Genomic DNA, 12,711 nt, shown 5'->3' with positions numbered 1-12,711 from the left:
GAAGAAAGTCGGACCACAGCAGAAAATATGGTCATTTCCGCCGATGAGCGGACAGACCACGTGGATCGCGGGCAGTTGGTGACATCGCCGACAAAGCCTTCGCTGGCACAGCGGCACCTGCGACAGGGCGATCCACCACAGAGCGGAGGACTCGGAGAATGGCCGGCGCGATGCGCAAGATGGCGGTCTACCTCGGCCTCGTGGAGGACGACCGGTACGACAATCCGGGGTACGACCCCGATGACGAGTTCGAGCCCGAGCCGGAGCCGGAGCGGGATCGCCGGCGTCAGCCACCAGCGCACCAAACGCCCGTAACGGACGAACCGGTACGCGCAGTACAGCCTCCGGCGCCGCGGGAACCCGCCCCGGCTCCGGTCGAAAACGGACGTCCGGCGCGAATCGCACCCGTGGCATCCATCACACCTGACCGCACCAGCATGGAGAAGAACGCACCCGTGATCATGCCCAAGGTCGTCTCCGAGCGGGAGCCGTACCGCATCACGACGCTGCACCCCCGGACCTACAACGAGGCCCGTACCATCGGGGAACACTTCCGTGAGGGCACTCCGGTGATCATGAACCTCACGGAGATGGACGACACCGACGCGAAGCGTCTGGTCGACTTCGCCGCCGGCCTCGTGTTCGGTCTGCACGGCAGCATTGAACGCGTGACACAGAAGGTGTTCCTGCTGTCGCCTGCTAACGTCGATGTCACGGCGGAGGACAAGGCCCGCATCGCGGAGGGCGGGTTCTTCAACCAAAGCTAGACCGATCCGTCAGACACGGGGCCGGGAACAGAGCGGGAGCAGGGGAGAGGGAAGCGCGGGATGGGCGTCGCACTGCAGGTGGTCTACATCGCGCTGATGTGCTTCCTTATCGTGCTGATCTTCCGACTGGTCATGGACTACGTGTTCCAGTTCGCACGCTCATGGACACCCGGCAAGGCGATGGTGGTCGTTCTGGAGGCCACCTACACTGTCACCGATCCACCGCTCAAGCTTCTCCGGCGTTTCATCCCGCCGTTGCGTCTCGGGGGCGTGGCACTCGACCTGTCCTTCTTCGTTCTGATGATCATCGTTTACATCCTCATCAGTTTCGTGAGCACCGCTGCGAGAAGCGTGTGAACGATGAGCTTCTCCGCGCGCGCGGGGACGATCCCGATACGGTCTTGCCGACTGCCGACGACTACGTAGAGGTGAAGAAGACATGCCGCTGACTCCCGAGGACGTGCGGAACAAGCAGTTCACGACCGTCCGCCTGCGAGAAGGCTATGACGAGGACGAGGTCGATGCCTTCCTCGACGAGGTCGAGTCCGAACTGACGCGCCTGCTGCGCGAGAACGAAGACCTGCGCGCGAAGCTGGCCGCCGCTACGCGAGCCGCCGCGCAGAACCAGCAGCAGCAGGGCATGCGCAAGCCCGAGCCCCAGGACCAGCGAGGCCCCGGCGGCCCCGTCCCGGCGGCCATATCCGGCCCGCCGCAGCAGCAGCAGCAGATGGGCCCGCCGCAGCTGCCGGGCGGCCAGCCGCAGTTGCCCGCCGGCCCCGGCGGCCACGGCCCGCAGGGCCCCGGCCCGATGGGCGGCCCCATGCAGCAGCACACCATGGGCGGCCAGCCGCAGCAGATGGGCCAGCAGCAGATGGGCCAGCAGCCCATGCAGCAGCAGTCCATGCAGCAGCAGTCCATGGGCGGCCAGAACCCGCTCGGCCAGCCCATGGGGCAGCAGATGGGCCAGCAGATGCAGCCGATGGGGCAGCAGATGCAGCCCATGGGCCAGCCCATGCACCAGCAGCAGCCGCAGCTCCCGCAGCAGGGCCCCGGTGGCGACAGCGCCGCCCGCGTCCTGTCGCTCGCGCAGCAGACCGCCGACCAGGCGATCGCGGAGGCCCGCTCCGAGGCCAACAAGATCGTCGGCGAGGCCCGTAGCCGCGCCGAGGGCCTGGAGCGGGACGCCCGCGCCAAGGCCGACGCGCTGGAGCGGGACGCGCAGGAGAAGCACCGCGTCGCGATGGGCTCCCTGGAGTCCGCCCGCGCCACGCTGGAGCGCAAGGTCGAGGACCTGCGGGGCTTCGAGCGCGAGTACCGTACGCGCCTCAAGTCCTACCTGGAGTCGCAGCTGCGCCAGCTGGAGACCCAGGCCGACGACTCCCTCGCCCCGCCGCGGGGTCCGTCCGGTCCGGCCCTGCCGCCGTCGCCGGCTCCGTCGATGGCCCCGGCCGGTGCGATGGGCCACTCCATGGGCGGCCCGTCCCCCATGGGCGGTCCCTCCCCGATGGGCGGCGGTCCGTCCTACGGCGGCCAGCAGCAGATGTCCCCGGCGATGACGCAGCCGATGGCTCCGGTGCGGCCGGCTGCGCCGCAGCCGATGCAGGCGCCGTCTCCCATGCGGGGCTTCCTGATCGACGAGGACGACAACTAGGCGGTACGCCTCTGCGGCGTCAGCAGCAGTCACGGGCCGGGCCCGGTTCCCCCCAGGGGGCACCGGGCCCGGCCCGTTCCCGTCCCCGGGGCTCCGCCCCCGCACCTCGCGCCTCAATCGCCGGCGGGGCTGGAATTCGGGCGGCCCGCGGCGCCGGGTGAGGACGCCTGGGTGTTTCCCGCCCCGCCGGCGATTGAGGCGCAGGCGCGGAGTGTCGCCTTGGGGCGGGAACGGTGGCAGGGCCGCAGCGGGCCGCGCGGGGTACGGCTGTGGCCCGGCCCCCCCGGTGGGGGACCGGGCCACAGGTGGCCGGAGGGGCTACGCCTTGCGGAGGCGGAACGTCAGGCCCAGGGACTCGTCCGTGAACTCGGCGCCGTACGTGCCGTCCGCGGGGCCAGAGGCGAAGTCCGTCGCCAGGACCTCGTCCGCGATCAGCGCCGCGTGGTCCGTGAGGGCCGTCGTCACCTCCGGGTCCGCCGCGGACCACCGCAGCGCGATCCGGTCCGCCACGTCCAGGCCGGAGTTCTTCCGGGCCTCCTGGATCAGGCGGATCGCGTCACGCGCCAGCCCCGCCAGCCGCAGCTCCGGCGTGATCTCCAGGTCCAGCGCCACCGTCGCACCCGAGTCGGACGCCACCGACCAGCCCTCGCGCGGGGTCTCCGTGATGATGACCTCCTCCGGGGTGAGGGTGACCGCCTCCCCGTTCACCTCCACCGACGCCCCGCCCGAGCGCAGGGCCAGGGACAGGGCCGCCGCGTCGGCCGCGGCCACCGCCTTCGCCACGTCCTGCACGCCCTTGCCGAAACGCTTGCCCAGCGCACGGAAGTTGGCCTTCGCCGTGGTGTCCACCAGCGACCCGCCGACCTCGGAGAGCGACGCCAGCGAGGAGACGTTCAGCTCCTCGGTGATCTGGGCGTGCAGCTCCGGCGTGAGCGACTCGAAGCCCGAGACCGCGACCAGCGCCCGCGACAGCGGCTGACGCGTCTTGACGCCCGACTCCGCGCGCGTCGCCCGGCCCAGCTCCACCAGGCGGCGGACCAGCTGCATCTGCCGGGACAGGACCGGGTCCACCAGAGCCGCGTCCGAGACCGGCCACGACGACAGGTGCACCGACTCCGGCGCCTCCGGCGTGACCGGCACGATCATGTCCTGCCAGACCCGCTCCGTGATGAAGGGGGTGAGCGGAGCGAGGAGACGGGTGACCGTCTCGACCACCTCGTGCAGCGTGCGCAGCGCGGCCGCGTCGCCCTGCCAGAAGCGGCGGCGCGAGCGGCGGACGTACCAGTTGGAGAGGTCGTCCACGAAGGACGACAGCAGCTTCCCGGCGCGCTGGGTGTCGTACGACTCCATCGCCTCCGTGACCTCGGCCACGAGGGTGTTCAGCTCCGACAGCAGCCAGCGGTCCAGGACCGTGCGGTCCGCCGGGGCCGGGTCGGCCGCCGACGGCGCCCAGTTCGACGTACGGGCGTACAGGGCCTGGAAGGCGACGGTGTTCCAGTACGTGAGGAGGGTCTTGCGGACGACCTCCTGGATGGTGCCGTGGCCCACGCGGCGCGCCGCCCACGGGGAGCCGCCCGCCGCCATGAACCAGCGCACCGCGTCCGCGCCGTGCTGGTCCATGAGCGGGATGGGCTGCAGGATGTTGCCCAGGTGCTTGGACATCTTGCGGCCGTCCTCGGCGAGGATGTGGCCCAGGCAGACCACGTTCTCGTAGGACGACTTGTCGAACACCAGGGTGCCGACCGCCATCAGCGTGTAGAACCACCCGCGCGTCTGGTCGATGGCCTCGGAGATGAACTGCGCCGGGTAGCGCTGCTCGAAGAGCTCCTTGTTCTTGTACGGGTACCCCCACTGCGCGAACGGCATCGACCCCGAGTCGTACCAGGCGTCGATGACCTCCGGAACGCGCACCGCTTCGAGGGAGCAGCCCTCGTGGGTGCAGGTGAAGGTGACGGCGTCGATGTACGGGCGGTGCGGGTCCAGGGCCGACTGGTCCGTGCCCGACAGCTCCGAGAGCTCCGCGCGCGAGCCGACGCAGGTGAGGTGGCCCTCCTCGCAGCGCCAGATGGGCAGCGGGGTGCCCCAGTAGCGGTTGCGGGACAGCGCCCAGTCGATGTTGTTCTTGAGCCAGTCCCCGAAGCGGCCCTGCTTGACGGAGTCCGGGAACCAGTTCGTCTTCTCGTTCTCCCGCAGCATCGCGTCCTTGACGGCGGTGGTGCGGATGTACCAGGACGGCTGCGCGTAGTAGAGCAGCGCGGTGTGGCAGCGCCAGCAGTGCGGGTAGCTGTGCTCGTAGGCGATGTGCTTGAAGAGCAGTCCGCGCGCGTCGAGGTCGGCGGTCAGCCGCTCGTCGGCCTTCTTGAAGAACACGCCGCCGACCAGCGGGACGTCCTCCTCGAAGGTGCCGTCGGGGCGGACCGGGTTCACGACCGGCAGGCCGTACGCGCGGCAGACCGCGAGGTCGTCGGCGCCGAAGGCGGGGGCCTGGTGGACCAGACCGGTGCCGTCCTCGGTCGTGACGTACTCGGCGTTCACGACGTAGTGGGCCGGCTCGGGGAACTCCACGAGCGAGAACGGGCGCTCGTACGTCCAGCGCTCCATCTCCTTGCCCGTGAAGGTCTCGCCGGTGGCCTCCCAGCCTTCGCCGAGGGCCTTCTCCAGCAGCGGCTGGGCGACGACCAGCTTCTCCTCGCCGTTGCCGGCCACGACGTACGTGACCTCGGGGTGCGCGGCCACGGCGGTGTTGGAGACCAGGGTCCACGGGGTCGTCGTCCAGACCAGCAGCGCGGCCTGGCCCGCGAGGGGGCCGGAGGTCAGCGGGAAGCGCACGTAGACCGAGGGGTCCACGACGGTCTCGTAGCCCTGCGCCAGCTCGTGGTCGGACAGGCCGGTGCCACAGCGCGGGCACCAGGGGGCGACGCGGTGGTCCTGGGTGAGCAGGCCCTTGTTGAAGATCTCCTTGAGCGACCACCACACGGACTCGATGTACTCGGGGTCCATGGTCCGGTACGCGTCGTCCAGGTCGACCCAGTAGCCCATCCGGGTCGTGAGCTCGGCGAACGCGTCGGTGTGACGGGTGACGGAGTCGCGGCACTTGGCGTTGAACTCGGCGATCCCGTAGGCCTCGATGTCCTGCTTGCCGTTGAAGCCGAGCTCCTTCTCGACGGCGAGCTCGACGGGCAGGCCGTGGCAGTCCCAGCCGGCCTTGCGGGCCACGTGGTAGCCGCGCATGGTGCGGAAGCGGGGGAAGACGTCCTTGAAGACGCGGGCCTCGATGTGGTGGGCACCGGGCATGCCGTTCGCGGTGGGCGGGCCCTCGTAGAAGACCCACTCGGGGCGGCCCTCGGACTGGGCCAGGGTCTTGTCGAAGGTCTTGTTCTCGCGCCAGAAGTCGAGGACGGCGTGCTCAAGGGCAGGCAGGTCGACCTGGGCGGGTACCGGGCGGTACTGCGGCGGTGTGGTCATGAGGCTGAACTCTTCCTCCGGCGGGATGCGACTTCCGTCCGGAGGGACGAGAGCCGTCTACTGCTCCCGCGGTACCACCCTCCTTGGCCGCCGGACAGCGCCGGTGGCCCCCTCATTGGGGTGCGAAGCCGGTTCTACTGGCCGTCGGGACGGCTTTCTTCCGGCGGCTCCGGGGTGATCCTTCACATCGCGCTCGCCCCCGGGCTCTCACCGTCCCCGGGTCGCTCCTGGCTGCGTCCGACGCTACTCGTCCCCATCCATGCCTTTCGCTGGGCCCAGTGTACGGGGCCGGGCGGTGCGCGGCCGACCGGTTTTGCCGGGCGGCGCGGCGACGCCGCGGGGTCCCGGCGGGGGCGCCGTGTGACCCGGATGGGCCGACGTGGCCGGTCCGGGCGCTGTCGGGACGGGAGGGGCGGATTACCGGGCTTCCGGATGGGCACAACGGATGCAGGTTGGCCGCGACGGATGCGCGCCCCGTTGCCGTGGGGCCGGAGCCGATTTATCGTTCCGGCACGATTCGCGAGCAATGATCACAGTATGTGAAGGGGCCGCGGCCATGGTGGCGAAGAACACCGCCGGGACTACCGAGAAGGCTGCCGCAAAGGCAGCCGGGGCCCGCGCCGGGACGGACGCCCCGGCCGGGAAGGGAACCGCCACCAGGAAGGCATCCGCGACCGCGCCCGCCACGAAAAGGGCGGCGGCGTCCACCGCGAGGGGCACGAGAAAGGCACCGGCGACAAAGGCACCCACGAAGAAGGCGCCCGGGAAGAAGACAGCTGCCGGCGAGGCGACCGCCGAGAAGGCAAAGCCCAAGAAGGCAACGGCCAAGAAGGCACCCGCCAAGAAGGCATCCGCGACCAAGGCACCCGTGAAGAAGGCAGTTGTGGAAAGAACAGCTGTGCAGAAGGCGCCCGCCACCGAGACCTCCGCCACCAAGAGATCCGCCACCAAGACAGCGGCCACCAAGCCGGCAGCGACCAAGGCACCCGCGAGGAAGGCGTCCGCGACCAAGGCGCCGGCGGCCAAGGGATCCGCCAAGAAGGCGCCCGCCAAGAAGGCGACGGCCACCGCCGAGAAGACGGCCACCGCCGAGAAGACGGCCGCCGCCGAGAAGACGGCCGCCGCCGAGAAGACGGCCGCCAAGAAGACGACGGCGAGCAGGGCCACGGCCAAAACGGCCGGGGCCGAGGGGGCGGCGCAGGCCGCGACAGAGACTGGAGCCCGCAAAGTGGTTGCCAAGAAGAGCACCGGCGCGACGCGCAAGACGGCCGAGGCCGCCACCAGCGGCCTGCCCAAGGCGGCCTCCACCGCCCCGGGCCCCGTGGCCGCCCCCGGCGAGCTGCCCGTACGCCCCGGTGAGGACCCCTGGACGCCCGACGAGGTCGCCGAGGCCAGGTCGGAGCTGTCGAGCGAGGTGCTGCGGCTGCGCGCCGAACTGGAGGCGTCCGAGCAGGCCATCTCGGGCCTCATGCGGGACTCCGGCGACGGCGCGGGCGACGACCAGGCCGATACGGGAACCAAGAACATCACCCGGGAATCCGAGCTGGCCCTCGCCGCGAACGCCACTTTGATGCTGGAGCAGACCGAGCGCGCCCTGGAACGCCTGGAGGCGGGCACGTACGGCTTCTGCGAGAACTGCGGCAAGCCCATCGGCAAGGCCAGGATGCAGGCCTTCCCCCGGGCCACCCTGTGCGTGGACTGCAAGCAGAAGCAGGAGCGGAGGCACTGAACCGGCCCGGGGAGGCGGCGCGGCTCACGGGACCCTGACGTACCCTCGTGTCTCGTCAGGGTCCAGGAACCTGCCGGGAACCTGGTTCGTGCTAGTTCGAGGGACTCACGTGGCAGAGGCGGAGCGCATCATCGGTACGCCCGACGTCGGGGAAGGCGCGGAGCCGGAGCCGACCGAGCCCAAGGGGCACCGGCGGATCGCGGCGCTGCTGGTGGTGGCGGTACTCGCGTACCTGATCGACCTCGGCAGCAAGATGGTCGTCGTCGCCAAGCTGGAGCACCAGCAGCCGATCGAGGTCGTCGGCGACCTGCTGAAATTCGAGGCCATCCGCAACCCGGGTGCCGCGTTCGGCTTCGGCGAGGCCTTCACGATCATCTTCACCTGTATCGCGGCCACCGTGATCGTGGTGATCGTCCGGCTGGCGCGCAAGCTCTACAGCCTGCCGTGGGCGATCGCGCTGGGCCTGCTGCTGGGCGGCGCCCTGGGCAACCTGACCGACCGGATCTTCCGTTCGCCGGGCATCTTCCGCGGGGCCGTCGTCGACTTCATCGCGCCCACCCATTTCGCCGTGTTCAACCTCGCGGACTCGGCGATCGTGTGCGGTGGCGTCCTGATCGTCCTGCTCTCCTTCAAGGGTCTGGACCCGGACGGCACCGTCCACAAGGACTGATCGCGGGACTGCCCGTCTGTCGGGTCCTGCATACTCGACAGGTGAGTACGATTCCCGAGATCCGCACCCTGCCCGTTCCCGATGGCCTCGAGGGCGAGCGCGTCGACGCCGCAATCGCCCGTATGTTCGGATTTTCCCGGACGAAGGCGGCCGAACTCGCGGCCGCGGGGAAGGTGGCGGTCGACGGCAGCGTCGTCGGGAAGTCCGAGCGCGTGCACGGTGGCGCCTGGCTCGAAGTCGAGATGCCCGCGCCGCCGAGGCCGGTCGAGCTCGTCGCCGAGCCGGTCCCGGGCATGGAGATCGTCCATGATGACGACGACATCGTCGTCATCATGAAGCCGGTGGGCGTCGCCGCCCACCCGAGCCCCGGCTGGACCGGCACCACCGTCATCGGCGGCCTCGCCGCCGCCGGGTACCGGATCTCCACCTCCGGCGCGTCCGAGCGCCAGGGCATCGTGCACCGCCTCGACGTCGGCACGTCCGGCCTGATGGCCGTCGCGAAGTCCGAGCGCGCGTACACCTCGCTCAAGAACCAGTTCCGCGAGCGCGTGGTGGACAAGCGCTACCACGCGCTGGTGCAGGGCCACCCGGACCCGATGAGCGGCACCATCGACGCGCCGATCGGCCGTCACCCCAGCGCGGACTACAAGTGGGCGGTGACCCAGGAGGGCAAGCCCTCCGTCACCCACTACGACCTGATCGAGGCGTTCCGGGCGGCCTCGCTGCTCGACATCAAGCTGGAGACGGGCCGCACGCACCAGATCCGCGTGCACATGTCCGCCCACCGCCACCCCTGCGTCGGCGACCTGACCTACGGCGCCGACCCCACCGTCGCCAAGCGGCTCGGGCTGACCCGGCAGTGGCTGCACGCCGTGCGCCTGGGCTTCGAGCACCCGGCGGACGGGCAGTGGGTGGAGTTCGAGAGCCACTACCCGGCGGACCTCCAGCACGCCCTGGACGTGATCCGGGCCGAGAGCGAGTGACGGCTTTCACCGTCCGTGTCGCGGCGTGCGAGGCGGACCTCGCGGCGTGCTTCGCGGTGCGCAGGGAGGTGTTCGTGGTGGAGCAGTCCGTGCCGGAGTCGGTCGAGTACGACGCCTACGACGCGGACGCCGTGCACGTACTGGCCGAAGGGCCGGACGGGGAGCCGCTGGGCACCGGCCGGCTGCTGCACGGGCCGGGCGCCCTCGGCAAGACGGGCTCCTCGGAGGTCGGCTCCCTCGGCCGGCTCGCGGTGAGCGCCGCCGCGCGGGGGACGGGCGTGGGGGCGGCCCTGGTACGGGCCATCGAGACGGAGGCGGTCCGGCGGGGGCTGACGGCGGTGGACCTGGGCGCGCAGACGCACGCGCTGGGCTTCTACGAGCGCCTCGGCTACGCGGCCTACGGCCCGGAGTTCCAGGACGCGGGCATCCCGCACCGCGCCATGCGCCGCCACGTGCCGTAACGCGCCGGGGGAGCATTCTTGCGGCCCGCCGGCCATCTCCAGCCCCGCCGGCGCAACTCACGCCCTCGTGGGGGCCCTCCCGGCGGTAGCTGGGTTCCCTGGGGCTCCGGCCCCAGACCCCGCGCCTCAAACGCCGGCGGGGCTGAAAACGCGGACCCGCACGCGCCTCAAACGCCGGCGGGGCTGAAAGTGCCGACCCGGGCCGTGCCGACGGTGCGGGGGCCGACCGACACGGGCGCGGCGGGGGCTGCCCACCCCGCAGGGAAGCGGCAGCGTAATGGCAGGGTGGGGGAGTGGATCAGCTAGCTCTCCTCTTCGTACTGCTGCTCGGCGCCGTGGTCACCGTGCCGCTCGGGGACCGGCTGGGGCTGCCCGCGCCCGTGCTGATGACCATCGGCGGGGTCGTGATGGCGCTCGTGCCGGTCGTCCCGAACGTCGACATCCCGCCCGAGTACATCCTGCCGCTGGTGTTGCCTCCGCTGCTGTACGCCTCCGCGCAACGCACCTCCTGGCGCCAGTTCGCCGCCAACGTCCGGCCGATCCTGCTGCTGGCGGTGGCCCTGGTCTTCGTGACCACGGCGGCCGTTGCCGCCGTGGCGAACGCCGTGGTCCCCGGGCTGCCGCTGGCCGCCGCCGTCGCCCTCGGAGCGCTGGTGGCCCCACCCGACCCCGTGGCGGCCACCGCCGTCGCCGGGCAGCTGGGACTGCCGCGCCGACTGGTGTCGATCCTGGAGGGCGAGGGCCTGTTCAACGACGTCACCGCCATCGTGCTCTACCACGTGGCCGTAGGCGCCGCCGTCAGCGGCAGCTTCTCCTGGCCGGACGCGCTCGGCGAGTTCGTGCTGTCCGCCGTGGTCGCCCTGGCCGTGGGCCTGGCCCTGGGATGGCTCACGAACCGGCTCATGGGGCGGCTCGGCGACGCCACGCTGCAGATCGGGCTGACGCTGCTGGTGCCGTTCGTCGCGTACGTCGTGGCGGAGGAGCTCCGGGGCTCGGGCGTGCTGGCGGTGCTGACCACCGCCCTGTTCCTCGCCGAGTACGCGACCGACGCCGACGACGTGCTGGGGCGGCTGGCCGGCCACACCTTCTGGGAGATCGTCGACATGCTGGTCACCGGCGTCGCTTTCGGGCTGATCGGGCTGGAGCTGCACCACGTCTTCGGTACCGCGCGCGGCAGCGAGGAGCAGATGGCGGGCTGGGCGGCGGCCGTCGTGGCGGTGGTCGTCGGCGTACGGCTGCTGTGGCTGTTGCCGGCGGGCTGGCTGGCGAAGCGGCTGCACAAGCGGCGCAACTACGCCGAGGAGATCCCGGTCAGCTGGCGGGAGAGCACGGTCATGTGGTGGGCCGGGATGCGCGGTGTGGCCTCGGTGGCGCTGGCGCTGGCCATCCCGCTCAAGACCGATGCCGGTGAGCCCTTCCCGGCCCGGGACCAGATCATCTTCATCGCCTTCGCCGTGATCATGGTGACGCTGCTCTGCCAGGGACTGACCCTGCCCTGGCTCGTGCGGCGCCTTGGCGTCGAGGCCGACGAGGACGCCGAGCGGGACATCGAGCGGCGGCTCGCCATCCGCGCCGCGAAGGCCGCCAAGCGGCGGCTGCAGGAGATCGAGGACGACGAGGACCTCCCCGACGACCTGCTGGAGGTCCTGTACCGCAGGGCGTACGACGTGGGCGCCCGGATCAGCCCCGACATGGTGGACGAGGAACGGCGCGAGGCGTACGCGAAGCGGGTGGAGCGGATCCGCGACGTGCAGCGGATCCAGCGGGAGATGATGTCGGCGGCCCGGCACGAGGTGCTGGCCGCGCGCAGCGAACCCGGCGCCGATCCGGAGATCGTCGACCGGGTCCTGCGCCACCTGGACGTGCGCAGCCTGCGCAACCCCTAGCCCCTTCGCGGCGCCGGGGGGCGCAGCGCGTCGGCCGTCGTCACGCGGGGGAGGGCGTACGGGTGGTTGGCCACCAGCCAGGCGATGAGGCGTTCGCGGACCGCGCACCGCACGGTCCACACGTCGTCGGCGTCCTTCGCCGTGACCATCGCCCGGACCTCGATGGTGTTGGGTGTGGTGTCGGTCACCACCAGGCCGCTCGCGCGCCCGTCCCACTCCGGCGTCTCCTTGAGGATCTGCGCGAGCTGCTCGCGCATCAGGTCGACGGGCGCCGAGTGGTCCAGGTGCAGGAAGACGGTGCCCGTCATCTGCGCGCCGCCGCGGGACCAGTTCTCGTACGGCTTGCTGGTGAAGTAGGAGACCGGCATCGTGATCCGGCGCTCGTCCCAGGTGCGCACCATCAGGAAGGTGAGGGTGATCTCCTCGACCGTTCCCCACTCCTTGTCCACGACCACCGTGTCCCCGATGCGGACGGTGTCGCCGAAGGCGATCTGCAGCCCGGCGAAGAGGTTGCCCAGCGATGACTGGGCGGCGACGCCGGCCACGATGCCGAGCACACCGGCCGAGGCCAGCATCGAGGTGCCGACCGTGCGCATCGCGGGGAAGGTCAGCAGCATCGCCGAGACGGCGACGACCGAGACCACCGCGGTCACCACCCGCTGGATCAGCGTCACCTGGGTGCGCACCCGGCGGACCCTGGCGGCGTCGCGCGAGCCGGAGGCGTAGCGCGCGTAGCCGGAGTCGACTATCGCCGTGGCGATCCGGACGAGGAGCCAGGCGGTGGAGGCGATGAGGGTCAGGGTCAGGGTCCGGCCGACGCCGTCCGCGTGCTGCGGCAGGATGCGCGAGGAGCGGTAGGAGCCTCTGAGCAGTGCCGTGCACAGCACGATCTGGAACGGCACCCGGCACCGGCGCAGCTGGTCCCACAGGGGCGTTTCGTGGTGCCGGGCATCGGCCCGGCGCAGCAGCAGGTCCAGCACCCAGCCCGCGAGCAGGGTGATGACCAGCGAGCCGCCGATGACCGTGACGGGGCGAAGGACGTTCTCCATCTCCATGCGGGCAACCTAACCGGATCGCGCCGGTGGAAACTGGCACGATG

General features: G+C 71.2%; 11 protein-coding genes. 8 read left to right on the top strand and 3 right to left on the bottom strand.

The features are described from left to right. Positions 1-158: 158 nt before the first annotated feature. From IE207_RS01335 to IE207_RS01325, 3 genes are all read left to right on the top strand, one after another. Positions 159-767 (top strand): cell division protein SepF, encoded by a 609-nt coding sequence (locus tag IE207_RS01335; RefSeq protein WP_190182123.1) that lies wholly within the window; start codon positions 159-161, stop codon positions 765-767. Between the two features lie 60 nt (positions 768-827). Next, positions 828-1,124: a YggT family protein gene (locus tag IE207_RS01330; RefSeq protein ID WP_030155988.1), complete on the top strand. Its 297-nt coding sequence runs from the start codon at positions 828-830 to the stop codon at positions 1,122-1,124. A gap of 82 nt (positions 1,125-1,206) precedes the next feature. Next, positions 1,207-2,418 carry a DivIVA domain-containing protein gene (locus IE207_RS01325; RefSeq protein ID WP_190182122.1) on the top strand — a complete coding sequence of 404 codons (1,212 nt, stop codon included), beginning with the start codon at positions 1,207-1,209 and terminating at the stop codon, positions 2,416-2,418. 318 nt (positions 2,419-2,736) lie between these two features. Here IE207_RS01325 and ileS read toward each other — a convergent pair whose 3' ends face one another. Continuing rightward, positions 2,737-5,883, bottom strand: a complete 3,147-nt coding sequence (gene ileS, locus IE207_RS01320; RefSeq protein WP_190182121.1) for an isoleucine--tRNA ligase — start codon at positions 5,881-5,883, stop codon at positions 2,737-2,739. A gap of 417 nt (positions 5,884-6,300) precedes the next feature. Beyond that, positions 6,301-6,801, bottom strand: a complete 501-nt coding sequence (locus tag IE207_RS33925) for a hypothetical protein (protein ID WP_308433542.1) — start codon at positions 6,799-6,801, stop codon at positions 6,301-6,303. On the opposite strand from IE207_RS33925, the gene IE207_RS01315 reads away from it, so the two are divergent. From IE207_RS01315 to IE207_RS01295, 5 genes are all read left to right on the top strand, one after another. Continuing rightward, complete coding sequence (locus IE207_RS01315; RefSeq protein WP_308433541.1) at positions 6,782-7,612, top strand: TraR/DksA family transcriptional regulator; 831 nt, start codon at positions 6,782-6,784, stop codon at positions 7,610-7,612. The two genes, IE207_RS33925 and IE207_RS01315, sit on opposite strands and share 20 nt — an antisense overlap. Before the next feature lie 109 nt (positions 7,613-7,721). After that, on the top strand, positions 7,722-8,282 hold the full coding sequence (lspA, locus tag IE207_RS01310; RefSeq protein WP_190182119.1) for a signal peptidase II: 561 nt from the start codon (positions 7,722-7,724) through the stop codon (positions 8,280-8,282). 41 nt (positions 8,283-8,323) lie between these two features. Continuing rightward, positions 8,324-9,265 (top strand): RluA family pseudouridine synthase, encoded by a 942-nt coding sequence (locus IE207_RS01305; protein ID WP_190182118.1) that lies wholly within the window; start codon positions 8,324-8,326, stop codon positions 9,263-9,265. Then, complete coding sequence (locus IE207_RS01300) at positions 9,262-9,726, top strand: GNAT family N-acetyltransferase (protein WP_190182117.1); 465 nt, start codon at positions 9,262-9,264, stop codon at positions 9,724-9,726. The genes IE207_RS01305 and IE207_RS01300 overlap by 4 nt, the downstream gene beginning before the upstream one ends. Positions 9,727-10,019: 293 nt before the next feature. Beyond that, a complete protein-coding gene (locus IE207_RS01295; RefSeq protein WP_190182116.1) occupies positions 10,020-11,612 on the top strand; it encodes a Na+/H+ antiporter in 1,593 nt (530 codons plus the stop codon). Here the strand turns inward: IE207_RS01295 and IE207_RS01290 are convergent. After that, positions 11,609-12,661: a mechanosensitive ion channel family protein gene (locus IE207_RS01290; RefSeq protein ID WP_190182723.1), complete on the bottom strand. Its 1,053-nt coding sequence runs from the start codon at positions 12,659-12,661 to the stop codon at positions 11,609-11,611. The genes IE207_RS01295 and IE207_RS01290 overlap by 4 nt on opposite strands. Positions 12,662-12,711 lie beyond the last annotated feature (50 nt).

Origin of the sequence: Streptomyces cirratus (assembly GCF_014650775.1) — a bacterium.
Taxonomy (GTDB): domain Bacteria; phylum Actinomycetota; class Actinomycetes; order Streptomycetales; family Streptomycetaceae; genus Streptomyces; species Streptomyces cirratus.
This window is presented reverse-complemented; position numbering and strand designations above follow the sequence as displayed.

What these genes read in the sequence shown, in the direction of transcription:
- IE207_RS01335 (WP_190182123.1), top strand. Translation starts at nt 159, where the DNA reads ATGGCCGGCGCGATGCGCAAGATGGCGGTCTACCTCGGCCTCGTGGAG.
- IE207_RS01330 (WP_030155988.1), top strand. Translation starts at nt 828, where the DNA reads ATGGGCGTCGCACTGCAGGTGGTCTACATCGCGCTGATGTGCTTCCTT.
- IE207_RS01325 (WP_190182122.1), top strand. Translation starts at nt 1,207, where the DNA reads ATGCCGCTGACTCCCGAGGACGTGCGGAACAAGCAGTTCACGACCGTC.
- ileS (WP_190182121.1), bottom strand. Translation starts at nt 5,883, where the DNA reads ATGACCACACCGCCGCAGTACCGCCCGGTACCCGCCCAGGTCGACCTG.
- IE207_RS01290 (WP_190182723.1), bottom strand. Translation starts at nt 12,661, where the DNA reads ATGGAGAACGTCCTTCGCCCCGTCACGGTCATCGGCGGCTCGCTGGTC.